This is a genomic window from Oceaniferula flava (genome assembly GCF_016811075.1).
In the GTDB taxonomy this organism is placed as follows: Bacteria; Verrucomicrobiota; Verrucomicrobiia; order Verrucomicrobiales; family Akkermansiaceae; genus Oceaniferula; species Oceaniferula flava.
Map to the genome: position 1 here is coordinate 103,234 of NZ_JAFBGL010000010.1, position 14,056 is coordinate 117,289.

Genomic DNA, 14,056 nt, shown 5'->3' on the forward strand with positions numbered 1-14,056 from the left:
GTTAGGGCAGGTTGGGAAGCTCGATGAAGCCTTCCAGTTTGCGAATCCGTGTGGGGTGACGCATTTTCCGCAGGGCTTTGGCTTCGATCTGACGAATACGCTCGCGGGTCACTTGGAACTGACGACCCACCTCTTCGAGAGTGCGGGAGTAGCCGTCCTTGAGGCCGAAGCGTTGCTCCAGCACTTCGCGTTCGCGCTCGGTGAGGGTGTCCAGGACATCGCCGATTTTCTCTTTCAGCATGGCGAAGCCAGCTTCTTCCATCGGGTTTTCAGCGGCCTTATCTTCGATGAAGTCACCGAAGGAGGTGTCGTCTGAGTCGCCCACGGGGGCCTGCAGGGAGATCGGCTGTTGGGCCATCTTGAGAACGGCTCGGACACGCTCGACGGGAAGGTGAATTTCCTCCGCGATTTCGTCGGGGCTGGGTTCACGACCGTATTCCTGCACCAGCTGCTTCTGCACACGCATCAGCTTGTTGATGGTTTCGATCATGTGCACCGGGATACGGATAGTCCGTGCCTGGTCAGCAATCGAGCGGGTGATTGCTTGGCGAATCCACCAGGTGGCGTATGTGGAGAACTTGTATCCGCGGCGATATTCGAATTTTTCCACAGCCTTCATCAGGCCCATGTTGCCTTCCTGAATGAGGTCGAGGAATGATAGTCCACGGTTGGTGTATTTCTTGGCGATGGAGATCACTAGGCGAAGGTTGGCCTCCACCATCTCTGTTTTTGCCTGATAGGCTTCGCGGGTGCGTTTGCGCAGATCGCGGCGAGTGGTGATGAAGTCCTCGGTCTTGTGCCAGGCGAGTTGCTGGATTTCACGAACCTTGGTTTCAAACTCCTTGTCGCCAGGCTTGGCGTTGAGTTTGCGATCGTATTTCCAGAGTTTCTTCTGGTGGTCTTCCACCTGGGCATTGAAGTCTTCGACGACTTTCTGCTTGTAGTAGAAGCGGTTGTAGAGGCGGGTCACGGAGGTGAGGTTCTTCTCAAATGTTTCAACCAGCTTCTTCTTACCCCGTGGGTTCTTGGCCTGAAGTTTGCGGAAAATTTGATCGTTGTCCTCGTGCAAGTTGCGCACTTGTTCGCAGAGTTTCGGCAGGGCGCGCATGTAGCGCTCACGGCTTTCGATTTTCTTGTCCTGAATGACACGGTCGAAACGTTCCTTACCGCGAGTCAGGCGATCGGCGAGGTCGAGGTAGCAGTTGGCAATGAATCCGAACTTGTGCAGCTCGGCATTGGCGGCGATCTCGGCGTCTTCGATGCGCTTGGAGATTTCCACCTCCTGCTCACGGGTCAGCAGTGGCACTTGGCCCATCTGCTTGAGATACATTCTTACCGGATCATCGAGGATATCGAGTTTCTGGTCGGTCTTGGGGCCGGTGGCTTCATCGGCGTCGTCCTTTTTGCGGTCGCGGTAGGAGTCCACTTCGGAGGCATCAATGATATCGAACTCCATCTTGCGGAGACGATCGAGGATGGCTTCGACATCGCCGGGGTCGACCAAGTCGTTGGGCAGCACCTCGTTGACGTCATCGTAGGTGAGGTATTCCTGCTCTTTGGCCAGTTTGATGAGCTCGCGGATCTTCTCTTGGATCTCCGGAGTATCGATGCGGCTCTTAGGAGCTTTTTTGGATGCCTTTTTTGCCGTGGCTTTCTTGGCGGGAGCTTTTTCAGCAGCGGGCTTTGTGGCGGCTGCTTTCTTGGCGGGTGCCTTTTTCTTGGCGGTGGCTTTTTTAGCGGCTGCCTTGGTCGTTGCTTTTTTTGCCGGAGCTTTAGCGGCTTTTTTGCTCGCCTTCTTAGCGGGAGCTTTTTTTGCCGTGGTTTTTTTAGCGGCTGCTTTTTTGGATGCCATAAGAGTGGTATGAAAATGGATGGGATGCGCTGACAGGAATAGTAGGTGTGGATGCATCTTGGATACACCTCACCTATTCTAGGGCCCAGAGGTTAGAAACCAACGGGGCGCGAATCTCTGCGAGAGATTGCCCTAGGTCAAGGGAAAACTTACAATGGCAAGGAGTTATGAATCAACTCTCGAATTATTCTTTCACACGTTCGATGTCTGCTCCGAGCATGACAAGTTTGTCGTCAATGTTCTCGTAACCTCGGTCGATGTGATAAAGGCGGTGGATTTCCGTGGTGCCTTCGGCGCATAGTCCAGAGAGCACCAAGGCAGCGGAAGCCCTAAGGTCAGAGGCCATTACGGGGGCTGCGGAGAGTTTTTTACCCCCTTGAATCACGGCAGTGCCATTATCGACTTTGATGTCTGCCCCCATCCGGCTCATTTCCGCGCAGTGCATGAAGCGTTGGGGGAAAATGGTGTCCTCGACCACCGAAATGCCATCTGTGACGGCGAGTAGGGAGGTAAACTGCGCCTGCATATCGGTGGGGAAACCTGGGAAGGGGGCGGTGACGATGTTCACGCCTTTGGGGGCTGCTCCCGGGGTGACGGTGCAGGAGGTCCCTTGTTCGTTGAATTCCACCCGATGGCCGGCTTCGATGAGTTTTTCGGTAGAAGGTTTGAGGTCCTCTTGGCAGACGCGGTTCAGGGTGACTCCTTTTTCCGGACATCCAGCCATGGCGGCGGCGCACATGAAGGTGCCGGCTTCAATGCGGTCGGGGATGACGGTGTAGTCCACTCCGTGTAGTTTCTCCACGCCTTCGATTTCGATTCTGCGGGTGCCGGCTCCGGTGATCTTGGCTCCCATTTGATTGAGGAAATTGGCCAAATCGACCACTTCAGGTTCGCAGGCGGCGGATTCGATGACCGTTTTGCCCTTGGCCAAGACGGCGGCCATCATCATGTTATCGGTGCCTAACACGGTGGGACCATGTTTGCCTCGGAGGTCGCACTCGTCACCGTGGAGACCGTTTTCAGCCACGATGTGCATGTTGCCACCTTCCATATCAATATTCGCTCCGAGCGCTTCCAGCCCCTTGAGGTGCAGGTCGACCGGGCGGTCGCCAATCACGCAGCCGCCGGGGAGTGAGACGCTCGCCTTGTGCAAGCGGGCGACCAGTGGGCCCATGATGCAGATGGAAGCGCGCATTTTCCGCACAATATCGTAGGGCGCGTCGTGGCTGATGGTGCCTGCGGTGATGCGCACGGTGCCGCTTGATCGTTCCACCTCGGCACCGAGTGCGGTGAGGATCTGGATCATGTAATTGGTATCGGAAACATCGGGCACCCGACGGATGATGCAGGTTTCCCCGGTGAGCAAGGTGGCTGCGAGGATGGGGAGGGAGGCATTTTTGGAGCCTGAGATATGCACGGTGCCTTGAAGCGTGTTGCCGCCTCTTACGAGAAGTTTGTCCATGTTGTCTGGGTGTGAGGAATTGGGATTAGGAAATGGGGGCTGGCTCCGGCTCCGGGGCGCCGGGGAGGACGGCGATGGGGAAGCGTGCGATGCCGTTGAGGTCCTTGTGGGTGGTGATGTGGGTAAAGCCTGCCGCCTGCAGCATCTTTTCCACCGCATCGGCTTGGTCGTGACCAATCTCCAAGGCGATGGTGCCGCCCGGAACTAAATGCGAAGGTGCTTGCTGAATGAAATCCCGCAAGATGTCCAGCCCATCTTTGCCGCCGAAGAGCGCGCTGTCAGGATCTCTGAGAACCTCCACCGAGAGCTGTGAGCGATCGGTCTCGGCGATATAGGGGAGGTTGGCAGCGAGGATGTGGAAGGTTTGGTCCTGCAGTTCGGTAAAGAGATCGGTCTGGACCAGCGAGTAGCGACTGAGCCCTAACAGGGTGGCGTTTTCCTCGGCGAGCGCCAAGGCGTCTTCCGAGATGTCAGCCAGCACGAGTTCATTGCAGCGGCCGCCGAGCTCGGCGGCGAGAGTCAGGCCGAGCACACCGGAGCCGGTGCCCATATCGAGAATCCGCAGATCATCGCCCATGGTGGCATTGAGGATCAGGCTGGCAAGCTCCTCAGTCTCGGGGCGGGGAATCAGCGCGCGGGCGTCGGTTTTAAACTCGCGGCGGTAGAATTCGACGGTGCCGAGGATGTGCTGCAGTGGCTCACCATCGCCGCGACGTTTGAGGTTTTGCCGCAGGGGGATCAGTTCTTCCTCGGCCATCGGGCGATCGAACTGCATGTAGAGTTCCACTCGCGAGCAGCCGAGCTGATGGGTAACGAGCAGCTGCATGTGACGGCGTGCGTCATCGATGCCTTTCTTCTCCAGGTAAACGGTTCCTTTTTCGATAATATCGAGGACGGTGGTCATGTTAGCAAGGGTGGCGGCAGCAGGTTAGAGAAAGACAGGTTTACTGCCGGTGGGAAGAGTGGCTTCGGAGGGTGGGCCAGGGAAATGCTCGCCGATGAATTTGTCCCAGACGTCGCGGGTTTCATCGGAGATGGTTTCGTTTAGTTTGTCCTCGCAGCTGCCGCAGATCAGCATGGGGAAGGGGCCTTTGATCAGATGATCGCCACTGAACATACCTCCGAGGGTGTAGTTGTTCAGGCCTTTGGCATCGACGCCACAGGTGAGGCACTTGGCGATGTAGTCCTCAGTGTCAGAATCCGATCCCAGGGTGGCCTCCCGCTTTTCCATATCGGCATGGTCATGCATGAAGTCAAACATGGCCACGCGAGACTCCTCGGAGAGTTTGGAATTCAATTCTTCGCGACACTCAAAGCACATCGCCAGCTCGAACACACATTCCCCGGCGGCAAAGGATTTGTTCACAATATACATATCCTTCTCACTGAGCAAACCCTCGCAGGCACAGCACTGGGTGAAGGGTTTTCCTGTTTCTAGGGATGTAAAATGATCCGGCACAGAGGCGATGATGGTGGATGCGATGAAGAAATCAAGACAAGAGCGGAAAGCTGGGCATTACGTCAGCTCAATGAGGACCGGGCAGTGGTCGGAACCTAACACATCGGCAAGAATGTCGGCCTTTTCGACGCGCTCCATGAAAGGGGTGGAAACACAGAAGTAATCGATTCTCCAGCCAATGTTCTTGCCGCGGGCCCCCGCACGGTAGCTCCACCAGCTGTAGGCCTCGGTGGTGTCGGGGTGGAAGTGACGGAAGGTATCGGTGAAGCCTGCGGCCACGATGTTGTCAAATCCAGCTCGTTCCTCATCCGAGAATCCGGCATTTTTGCGGTTCTGTTTCGGACGGGCGAGATCGATTTCCTGGTGGGCGACATTCAGGTCACCGCAGAATACGACTGGTTTGTCGTTCTCCAACATTTTGCAGTAGGCCAAAAAATCGGCATCCCAGCGTTGGCGGTAGGGCAAGCGCAGGAGTTCGTTTTTGGAGTTCGGTGTGTAAACGGTGACTAAGAAATAGTCCTCAAACTCGGCGGTGATCACGCGGCCTTCGGTGTCGTGTTCATCAATTCCGATGCCGTTGGTGACCTTGAGAGGTTCTTGTTTGGAAAAAATCGCTGTGCCGGAATAGCCGGCTTTCTCGGCGGAGTTCCAGTAGGTGTGATAGCCGGCGGCCTCAAGTGGGAGGTCCACTTGCTCGGCACGGGCTTTGGTTTCTTGCAGGCAGAGGATGTCTGGCTGATGTTCGGCGAGAAATTCGGAGAAGTTCTTTTTGATCACGGCACGGATGCCGTTGACGTTCCAGGAAATGAGACGCATGGGTGATGTATGGGTGAGTAGGTAAAGGAAATGTGGCTGGTTAGGATCGGTCTAACCGGGAGGCCAGGTCATCGGGCGGCCGGCGAGAATGTGCAGGTGCAGGTGCGGAACCTCTTCTCCTCCATGTGGACCATTGTTGATTACGGTGCGGAAGCCTGCTTCGGCGAAGCCTTCTTGCTCGGCAACTTTGCGTGCTGTGAGCAGGAGGTGGCCGAGCGTTGCTTGATCCTCGGCTTCCGCCCGGGCAATGCGAACGATCGCTTTCTTCGGCACGATCAAGAGGTGCACCGGTGCTTGTGGGTTGATGTCGCGGAAGCACAGGCAGAGGTCGTCCTCATAGATGATGTCCGCCGGGATTTCGCGGTCGCAGATTTTCTGGAACAGTGTTTTTTCAGCCATGGTAAGGAGCGGGTGACAGGAGTTGTGTTAGGCCAGCGTCAATCGGATCTCGCGAGGGTTTGGCAAGGTGGAGTGACCGTGGGTGGTGAGGAAGGTGATGATCTCCTGATGCAGTTTCTCGCAGGGAGCGGTCCAGCGTTTCGCACCGCGGAGAAGTTTGACACAATCGCGGGTGCCTGTGAAGTAGAGCTCTTCGACGCCGTGAAGTTTTAAGTCCTCAATCTCATCGTGTACTTGATTGAAAAAAGCGAGTTCGAAGCCATTGCCGGCTTCCTTGGCTGCCCGCGTGAGGCTGAGCTTCACCGGTGGAGCGAGCAGTGGCAGGGTGTTGGCGATGGCTTCGCAGCCGATCCTTTCTAACATCCGGCGCACCCGCGAGTGCAGCTCCTCGATGGTGAGAACTCGCAGCGGGCATTTGTGTTCGAGGTAGTGGATGATGCCTTCTAACAGGTCGTCAATGAATGGGAAGTCCTCACGCTCGGCGGCGATGGCGCCTCGGTGGATCGCTTCACGCAGCCACGCAGTATCGTAGCCGGTCACTTGGTGACGGCCGATCTGGAGCACGGGGCGATTTCCGACGATGCAAATCATGCTGGGGAGGCGGGCAGGACGGGGGTAATGTTCTGGGGCTTATTCTTTGAAGAGCTTGCGTTGGTGGGGGTCTCTGGAGGCGCGGTGTTCGAGCGCTTGAATTTCGCGGATGAACTCACCCACGTTATCGAACTGACGGTAAACGGAAACATAACGGACGTAGGCCACGGGATCGATCTCGTGGAGTTTGCGCATCACCTTTGGGCCAATGCTGCTGGACGGCACTTCCGTTAGGTGATCCTTGTGCAGTTCGGCGAGGATTTCTTCGACGGCTCGGTCCAGGCGGTCCATGGACACGGGGCGCTTCTCGCAGGCTTTGACCAGTCCGCGAAAAATCTTCTCTCGGTTGATCGATTCCCGGGTGCCGTCGCGTTTGACCACTTGCAGCTCGGTGCGCTCGATCTGTTCATAGGTGGTGTAGCGGTAGTCACAAGCGAGGCAGACCCGCCTGCGGCGGGTCGTGGTTCCGTCCTTCGACATTCGGGAGTCGATGACTTTATCTTTTAGCGAGCCGCACTGGATACAACGCATAGGGGTAATTCTGCTGTTGATGCGGAAGCTAGTGCAGCAGGTAGAGGGGTATCAAAGCAAAAATGCCCCTATATTCAGTCGCTGATGGCGATCGTTAAGGTTTCAATACTATTGTTTTTGGAATTAGTCAAAAACCTCTGTATTTCACCCAAATCATCCGAATTCGGGAGTAAAAAAATGGCGCTCCAGTGAGGTGCGTGGATGGAGAGTAGCTCGCGGGCGGCGATCGCTTGTATGCTCGCTCGCGCGGATTAACCCTTAGCTTCGGCAGGCGTTCAGCAAGCCGTCCAGGTAGTGGGTGATCTCGGTGAGACCATCGCGCCACTCTCCGCTCTCGAGCACCTCGAGGTCTTCACGCGCTTCGTTGAGCATGGTGGAGGCGGTGTCGAGGGCGCTTTCCACAGCTCCTTCGTATTCGGCGATGCCGATCAGCACCGGGAGATCGAGGGGTTGTTGCTCGATGATGCGTTTGTTGAGTTTGTCGCGTTGGGCCGGGTCGGCCTTTTCGATCAGGTTGAGCAGCGGCAGGGTGAGTTTGCCTTTTTCCAAGTCGGTGCGCAGGGTTTTGCCGACTTCGGCTTCGGTGCCGACCAGGTCCAGGCAGTCGTCATAAATCTGATACGCGGTGCCGAGCTTCAGGCCGTAATCATAGAGTCGTTGCTCAATGTCTTCGGAAACCCCGGAGAGTGATGCGGCGATGCCGGTGGCGGCTGCGAACAGGGCACCGGTTTTCATCTCGATGATGTGGAAGTAATCGTCCTTGGTTAGAGTGAGGTCAAAACGACGCTGGGTCTGCATCACTTCACCTTGGCAAACCTCGCGGGAGGCTTTTCCCACCTTGCGGCAGATATCGATGCTGTCGAACTCAGTGGCTAACAGCAGGGAGTGGGAGAACAAGGCATCGCCTAACAAGACAGCCATGCCGTTGCCCCATTTGGCATTGGCGGTTGGCACGTTCCGGCGGGTGTCTGCACCATCAATGATATCGTCATGCACCAGTGTGGACATGTGGATGAGCTCGAGAATGACGCCAATCTTCAGGTGGCCTTCGTCCACGCCCCCGGTGGCACCACCGGCGAGAATGGACAGCACAGGGCGGATGCGCTTGCCGCTGGTGTTGCAGATGTAATCGATATACGGCTCCACGGAAGGGTCAAAGGCACGAACCTGGTCGCGAATTTGCGCTTCCACTTCCTTGAGCTCTTTCTTTACAAGTTTGAAAGGAATTCGAGGAATGGTGCTGGGTTTAATCAATGACATGTCGGAAATGGTGGCTAAATCTTGAGCATAAACCGGTAAGTTTGGCAATGGCGGTTTGCTGCGTTTGGGTGGTGGATCAGGCTGAGCACGAGCTTGAAGGATTTTCTTCTGCATCGTGAGGGGTGCCGAAGTGATAGCGAGCGCTTTCGAGAATTCCACAAGAAATTTCATCAAATTCTAAGCCCGATGTGCTTATTTTCAAATGGGAAGCGTCTTCGTAGAGCGGTGTGCGGTCGCTGAGCATGTGACTGATCAGGCCCATCGGGTCGTTACACTGCAGGAGCGGTCGGTTATTATTGCGCGATGTCCGCTCGTAAGTTTCCTCCGCCGAACAGAATAACCAGACGACAAATCCCAGCTGCTGCAAGAGCTCCCGGTTTTCTGGTCGGAGCACCATGCCTCCACCGGTGGAGATGATGTGGTGGTTGAGCTCATCGTCGAGCAGCGATTGGAGCAGCTGCGTCTCCATCGAGCGGAATGCGTCCTCGCCCTCATCGGCGAAGATTTCCGCCACGCTTTTGCCAGCTTGCTCCTCGATAACGTGATCGGTATCGATCAGGGGGTAGGAAAGTTTCTGGTGCAGAACGCGGCCGAGCGTGGACTTACCACAGCCCATGAAGCCGACCAGCACGATATTGCGCAGGCGGTGACATGAGGCTGTTATTGTTTCCATGGGGTGAGTGTAACGGATGGAGTCCATCCATGGCGATAGGGAAGATGGATAATTATGTCACCACGGCACGAAGTCCGTATTTGCCGTCAATTTCCTTGGTTCTGAGCCCCGCTTAAGCTAATCCGAACGGCGTGAGCGAAACACGTATCATCGATGCCTCCGATCCAGCGGAGCAAAATAAAGTCGTGCAAGAGGTCGTCGATCTCCTTGCCGCCGGAGAAGTTGTGGCCCTGCCTACGGAAACCGTTTACGGTCTAGGCGCTGACGCCCTCAACCCGGACGCCGCCGCCAAGGTGTTTGACGCCAAGGAAAGACCCTCGTTTGACCCGCTGATTGTGCATGTGGGGTCCTACGAACAGGTGGATGAGGTGGCCGAGGTGCCTGAGGATCTGAAGGAAATCGTCGCCAAGCTGATGAAAGCCTACTGGCCCGGCCCCCTGACGCTGGTGCTGCCGAAAAAAGACTGCGTGCCGGACATCGTCACCAGCGGACTGCCAACCGTGGCGGTGCGAATGAGTGCACACCCGATCATGAAAGCGGTGGTCCGCGCTCTTGGAAACCCGATCGCGGCGCCGAGCGCTAACCGATTTGGCCGAATCAGCCCGACCTCTGCCTCCGCGGTGGAAAAAGAACTGGGTGGCCGCATCCCTGCCATTGTTGATGGCGGTGCCTGCCGCGATGGCTTGGAGAGCACCATCATCCGGCCCGAGGCCGGGGAAAAACGCCCGACGCTGCACATGCTGCGCTCCGGTCCGGTGACCAAGGAGATGCTGCAACGCTTCGGCCGAGTGGAACGCCCCAAGCGCAATCGCTCGAACGAGGCGCCCGAAGCTCCCGGCCAACTGGCCAATCACTACGCCCCCGTCACGCCGCTGCGCCTGCTCAGAAGCTTTGCCGATTTCAAGCCTGAGGAAGGCAAAAAATACGGACTGCTCAGCTACTGTGGTGCAGAGAAGGCCGGGTTCATCAATGCTTACGATTGGGCACAGGTGGAGGAGCTTTCACCTGGCAATGGCAAGCTGGCCGAGGCCGCCGTGCGCTTTTTCTATGTCCTGCGTCAGCTCGATGAAAGTGGCGTCGATGAAATCATTGCCGAGCCGGTGTCAGAAACTGGACTGGGTGTGGCTATCATGGACAAGCTTCGTCGCGCCAGCATCCGTTAGGCGGCTGACTCAATTGCGCCATCAATCACGTTCCCAACTTTAAGACCCCATCCCTCCATGCTCCGCGCTTTGATGCAAGTATCCGGCTTCACCGCCATCAGTCGGGTGTTAGGTTTCTTGCGTGATATTCTGATTGCCCGCTATCTGGGCTCAGGGCTGTTAGGCGATGCCTTTTTCTCGGCCTTCCGTTTTCCCAACCTCTTCCGCCGCATCTTCGGCGAGGGCGCCTTCAACGCCGCCTTCGTGCCGATGTTTGGTCGTCGATTGGAAAAAGATGGCGAAGAGGAGGCGATGAAGTTCGCCTCGAATGCGTTCTCCACTCTATTAGTCGTGCTGATCGCGCTGACCATCGTGGCGATCCCATGTATGAAATGGATCATGGGCGCGGTGGTGCCCGGGTTTAAGGCGAAGGTGGAAATGCCGATTTCCTCCGCGGCAGGGGAGGCGAGCGAACGTTTCTCGGTGCGTGTCGATGGCATGCGCGATGTCTATCTGACCGTGCCGGAGCAGAGTGTCGATGGTCTGGACGGGGCCTACACGCTGACGAACCTGCATTTCGTCGAGGAAAAGCAGCGCGAGTTTCTGCAGTTCTTCGGCACCGGCGAGCGAGGCTCTGTCGCAAGTCTGCAAGAGGTCACAGCCGAATACACGGCTCAGGAACAGATCCGGGCGGAGAAGGATCATCGCGAACCGAATCCAGCCACCCAACATCTGCTGCCGAACGCGGCCGAGGCGTCAGGTGCGGCGACCGAAGCCGACCAGTCGCGCTGGGTGATTGGCGGCAATGGTCAGGCGCGGATTCGACTCCCCAAGGGGCACGACTACGGCTGGTTCGAAGGGGAGCTGGTGCGCAGCGGAGTGCCTGATTCCGTGTTGCCCATGGATGCCAATGGCCGTGCTCCAGAGCTGCAAATTTACCGCAACCACCCGGACACTTTTGACCTCACTGTTAGGCTGTCTCAGATCACCTTTTGCTATCTCTTGTTCATGGCTCTGGTCGCGCATCTCAGCGGCACCCTGAACACCTTCAAGATCTTTGGAGCCCCCGCGGCCGCACCGATCCTGCTGAACCTGGTTTTCCTCGTCGGACTCGGGGTCTTCGTCGCTGGAATGAAATCCGAGCTGCCCGCCCATGTGCTGGCCTGGTGTGTGGCGGTGGCGGGCTTGCTTCAATTCATGATGCTCTACGGCGCGTGTCGGAAAAATGGTTACCACATCCGGGTGCAGAAGCCTGTGTTTGACGGCTCGATCAAAAAGTTGGTCCTGCTCATGGGGCCGGGCATTCTTGCCGCCGGAATTCAGCAGATTAACTTATTGGTCGGTGGCGTTATCGCCTCGTTCAAGGCGGGGGCGATTTCCTGGCTGTATTATTCCGATCGCGTCTACCAGCTGCCACTCGGCATGATTGGCATTGCGCTCGGGGTGGTGCTCTTACCCGAGGTCACCCGACTGGTGCGGCGTGACGACATGCAAGGCGCCTCCGACAGCATGATGCGAGGCATGGAACTGGGACTCATCATCACGCTGCCGGCTGCGGTCGCCATGATGGTCATCCCTGTGCCGCTGATCAGTGTGCTGTTCCAGCGGGGTGAGTTCACTGCCGAGGATGCGCGCCAGACGGGCATGGCGCTGCAAGGATTCGCTCTGGGGCTGCCCGGCTATGTGCTGATCAAGGTGCTTCAGCCCGGCTACTTCGCCCGTGAGAACACCCGCGCGCCAATGATCATGGCCGGCATCACCGTGGCGGTGAACATCGTGGTAAGCTTACTTTTATTCGGGCCGTTTGGGCATGTTGGCATCGCCATTGCCACCACCGTTTCCGCCTGGGTCAATGTGGTCTTGCTGTCGCGCGGCTTGCGCGGTCTGTTGCATCCCGGCAAAGCGTTCATGGGCAAGCTGCTGCGCATCATCGCCGCGAGTGCGGGGATGGGCGCCTTGGTCTGGCTGGCATATCAAGCGGTGGGCTCGTGGTTTGACGAGGCATTCATTCAGCAGTGCATCGCTCTCGCGCTGCTCATTGGTCTGGGGATCTGCACCTATGCGATGATGATTCTGGCGATGAAGGTGACCAGCGTGGCGGAACTGAAAGCCGGCTTCCGGCGCGGCTGATTAGCTGGAAGATATCGATTTTTTTTCCTGACAAAGCGCGCTCAGGAACCGAGTATCAGTCATCATGATTTCTACACCATCACGTTTCCTCACTCTCGGCCTGGCTGGCCTCGTATTGACCGGTTCTGTTAGCGCGGAACCTGCCAAGAAAAAGGTCGTCACACCGAAACAACCTTGGAGCGACTACCGGGTGCACGACACCGAGCGTCCCCATCCGGAAAAGGTCAAGACCGCCGGCGCCATCACCACGCCCGCACCGGCCGATGCCATTGTCCTCTTCGACGGCAAAAACACCGAGGCCTTTACCAAAAATTGGAAGGTGGAGGACGGAGTCATGATTGCTTCCCCAGGGAAAAACCTCACCAAACAATCCTTCGGCAGCATCCAAATGCACGTCGAATGGAGAATCCCCGCTGGCCGCAAGGTTCAGGGGCAAGGCGGCGGAAACAGCGGCATTTTCATGATGGATCGCTATGAGGTCCAAGTGATGGAAAGCCACACCAATGTCACCTACGCCGATGGTCAGGCTGGTGCGCTCTACGGTCAGACGCCACCACTGGTGAACGCGTCCGCTCCCCAAGGTGAATGGCAAAGCTACGACATCATTTTCGAAGCTCCCGTCTACGGCGAAGACGGCATGAAAACTCCCGCCTACATCACCGTGATCCACAATGGCGTGGTGGTGCAGCAGCATCAGAAATATTACGGCCCGACCGTTTTCAGAAAGGTAGCGAGCTACCCGAAAACACACCCGGAAAAAGCCCCCATCCAGTTCCAGTGGCACGGTGACCCGATCGAATACCGCAACATCTGGGTGCGCGAGCTGAAGAAGTAATCACACGCTCTGAACCGTCACATCGCTCGGCCCGTTCATACCAATTTTTGGATGAGCAGGCAGAGGGCGATGATGATGGTGGTGCCTAGAATTTTTTGCATCGTCCGCGGCTTGAGTGATGTCGCCCCAAGCGCGGCCCCGAGCATTCCTCCCACCGCCACCGCGATCATCAGCGGATAGTAGTCGAGCAGGCTCACCGAGTGATGATGCAGTCGGGCAATGAGGCCGGTGATGGAGTTCAGCCAGATGAAGATGGCGCCACTGGCCGCGGCTTGTTTTTCCGTGCCCAATCCAACGATCAGGATGAAGGGAACGAGGTAGATCCCGCCTCCGATGCCGACCACCCCCGCGATAAAGCCCAGCAGCGCACCCGCGATGAGGCTGAGTGCGAGCTTTTGCCAGCCCTTGAGGTTCCAGCTGAGGGAGGTTTTTTGGTAAAAGAAGATGCGGATGACGACAATCGTCAGCGAGGCGAAAAGAATCCCGTAGAACACACCCTTGGGAAGGTGGAGCGATCCTCCGAGGTAGGCCATCGGCATCGAGGTGACCAGGAACGGGGTGATGATTTTCCACGATGCGTGCCGGTGCCTGATGAACTGGTAGCTGCCGGCGGAGGTGACGATGAGGTTCAGCGATAGCGAGATCAGGGGGATGGCCAGCGGGGCGACTCCGGAAACGGCCAGCAGTGCCGTGTAACACGAGCCTCCTCCCAGGCCGACGGATGCACTGCAGTAGGAGATGCAGAGAAAAACAGCAGCTAACAGAAGTAGGGTGGAGATGTCAGGCATGGCGCAGTGTGGATGCGAGCAGTGTTCACGGAGATTTGAAAAAGAACAGCAGAACATCGACGGGCGCGGGGGAAAGTGGCCTGCGGATGTTTTTCGATCTCGGGGTTGCAGAATGACG

The 14,056-nt window shown here is 57.1% G+C and carries 14 protein-coding genes; 3 read left to right on the forward strand and 11 right to left on the reverse strand.

Annotated elements, in window-relative coordinates; translation table 11 throughout:
- Window position 1 precedes the first annotated feature (1 nt).
- The 10 genes from rpoD to JO972_RS14450 form a co-directional block, all read right to left on the reverse strand.
- Window positions 2-1,852: an RNA polymerase sigma factor RpoD gene (rpoD, locus tag JO972_RS14405; RefSeq protein WP_309490773.1), complete on the reverse strand. Its 1,851-nt coding sequence runs from the start codon at window positions 1,850-1,852 to the stop codon at window positions 2-4.
- Window positions 1,853-2,036: 184 nt separating this feature from the next.
- Window positions 2,037-3,314 (reverse strand): UDP-N-acetylglucosamine 1-carboxyvinyltransferase, encoded by a 1,278-nt coding sequence (gene murA / locus JO972_RS14410; protein ID WP_309490774.1) that lies wholly within the window; start codon window positions 3,312-3,314, stop codon window positions 2,037-2,039.
- Between the two features lie 25 nt (window positions 3,315-3,339).
- Window positions 3,340-4,218, reverse strand: coding sequence for a peptide chain release factor N(5)-glutamine methyltransferase (gene prmC / locus JO972_RS14415; RefSeq protein ID WP_309490775.1), 879 nt, complete (start codon window positions 4,216-4,218; stop codon window positions 3,340-3,342).
- Window positions 4,219-4,242: 24 nt separating this feature from the next.
- Entirely contained in the window at window positions 4,243-4,773 is a 531-nt protein-coding gene (locus JO972_RS14420) for a hypothetical protein (RefSeq protein WP_309490776.1), read from the reverse strand.
- 57 nt (window positions 4,774-4,830) lie between these two features.
- A complete protein-coding gene (locus JO972_RS14425) occupies window positions 4,831-5,589 on the reverse strand; it encodes an exodeoxyribonuclease III (RefSeq protein ID WP_309490777.1) in 759 nt (252 codons plus the stop codon).
- A 51-nt stretch (window positions 5,590-5,640) separates the two neighbouring features.
- Window positions 5,641-5,988, reverse strand: a complete 348-nt coding sequence (locus JO972_RS14430) for a histidine triad nucleotide-binding protein (protein WP_309490778.1) — start codon at window positions 5,986-5,988, stop codon at window positions 5,641-5,643.
- 27 nt (window positions 5,989-6,015) lie between these two features.
- Window positions 6,016-6,579 (reverse strand): hypothetical protein, encoded by a 564-nt coding sequence (locus tag JO972_RS14435; RefSeq protein ID WP_309490779.1) that lies wholly within the window; start codon window positions 6,577-6,579, stop codon window positions 6,016-6,018.
- A gap of 39 nt (window positions 6,580-6,618) precedes the next feature.
- Window positions 6,619-7,110 (reverse strand): transcriptional regulator NrdR, encoded by a 492-nt coding sequence (nrdR, locus tag JO972_RS14440; protein WP_309490780.1) that lies wholly within the window; start codon window positions 7,108-7,110, stop codon window positions 6,619-6,621.
- A 258-nt stretch (window positions 7,111-7,368) separates the two neighbouring features.
- A complete protein-coding gene (locus JO972_RS14445; RefSeq protein WP_309490781.1) occupies window positions 7,369-8,370 on the reverse strand; it encodes a polyprenyl synthetase family protein in 1,002 nt (333 codons plus the stop codon).
- A 76-nt stretch (window positions 8,371-8,446) separates the two neighbouring features.
- The gene (locus JO972_RS14450) at window positions 8,447-9,043 is read right to left on the reverse strand and encodes a shikimate kinase (RefSeq protein WP_309490782.1); all 597 of its coding nucleotides are present in this window, start codon (window positions 9,041-9,043) and stop codon (window positions 8,447-8,449) included.
- Window positions 9,044-9,174: 131 nt separating this feature from the next.
- Between JO972_RS14450 and JO972_RS14455 the strand changes: the two genes are divergently transcribed.
- From JO972_RS14455 to JO972_RS14465, 3 genes are all read left to right on the forward strand, one after another.
- Window positions 9,175-10,206, forward strand: coding sequence for an L-threonylcarbamoyladenylate synthase (locus tag JO972_RS14455; protein WP_309490783.1), 1,032 nt, complete (start codon window positions 9,175-9,177; stop codon window positions 10,204-10,206).
- A gap of 57 nt (window positions 10,207-10,263) precedes the next feature.
- Complete coding sequence (gene murJ, locus JO972_RS14460) at window positions 10,264-12,315, forward strand: murein biosynthesis integral membrane protein MurJ (protein ID WP_309490784.1); 2,052 nt, start codon at window positions 10,264-10,266, stop codon at window positions 12,313-12,315.
- Window positions 12,316-12,379: 64 nt separating this feature from the next.
- A complete protein-coding gene (locus JO972_RS14465) occupies window positions 12,380-13,150 on the forward strand; it encodes a 3-keto-disaccharide hydrolase (RefSeq protein WP_309490785.1) in 771 nt (256 codons plus the stop codon).
- A 35-nt stretch (window positions 13,151-13,185) separates the two neighbouring features.
- Here JO972_RS14465 and JO972_RS14470 read toward each other — a convergent pair whose 3' ends face one another.
- Window positions 13,186-13,938: a sulfite exporter TauE/SafE family protein gene (locus JO972_RS14470; RefSeq protein ID WP_309490786.1), complete on the reverse strand. Its 753-nt coding sequence runs from the start codon at window positions 13,936-13,938 to the stop codon at window positions 13,186-13,188.
- Between the last annotated feature and the right edge of the window lie 118 nt (window positions 13,939-14,056).

Bases quoted from the DNA above. Each gene is read 5' to 3' on its own strand.
- rpoD (WP_309490773.1), bottom strand. From the start codon at position 1,852: ATGGCATCCAAAAAAGCAGCCGCTAAAAAAACCACGGCAAAAAAAGCT.
- murA (WP_309490774.1), bottom strand. From the start codon at position 3,314: ATGGACAAACTTCTCGTAAGAGGCGGCAACACGCTTCAAGGCACCGTG.
- prmC (WP_309490775.1), bottom strand. From the start codon at position 4,218: ATGACCACCGTCCTCGATATTATCGAAAAAGGAACCGTTTACCTGGAG.
- JO972_RS14425 (WP_309490777.1), bottom strand. From the start codon at position 5,589: ATGCGTCTCATTTCCTGGAACGTCAACGGCATCCGTGCCGTGATCAAA.
- JO972_RS14430 (WP_309490778.1), bottom strand. From the start codon at position 5,988: ATGGCTGAAAAAACACTGTTCCAGAAAATCTGCGACCGCGAAATCCCG.
- JO972_RS14435 (WP_309490779.1), bottom strand. From the start codon at position 6,579: ATGATTTGCATCGTCGGAAATCGCCCCGTGCTCCAGATCGGCCGTCAC.
- nrdR (WP_309490780.1), bottom strand. From the start codon at position 7,110: ATGCGTTGTATCCAGTGCGGCTCGCTAAAAGATAAAGTCATCGACTCC.
- JO972_RS14445 (WP_309490781.1), bottom strand. From the start codon at position 8,370: ATGTCATTGATTAAACCCAGCACCATTCCTCGAATTCCTTTCAAACTT.
- JO972_RS14450 (WP_309490782.1), bottom strand. From the start codon at position 9,043: ATGGAAACAATAACAGCCTCATGTCACCGCCTGCGCAATATCGTGCTG.
- murJ (WP_309490784.1), top strand. From the start codon at position 10,264: ATGCTCCGCGCTTTGATGCAAGTATCCGGCTTCACCGCCATCAGTCGG.
- JO972_RS14465 (WP_309490785.1), top strand. From the start codon at position 12,380: ATGATTTCTACACCATCACGTTTCCTCACTCTCGGCCTGGCTGGCCTC.
- JO972_RS14470 (WP_309490786.1), bottom strand. From the start codon at position 13,938: ATGCCTGACATCTCCACCCTACTTCTGTTAGCTGCTGTTTTTCTCTGC.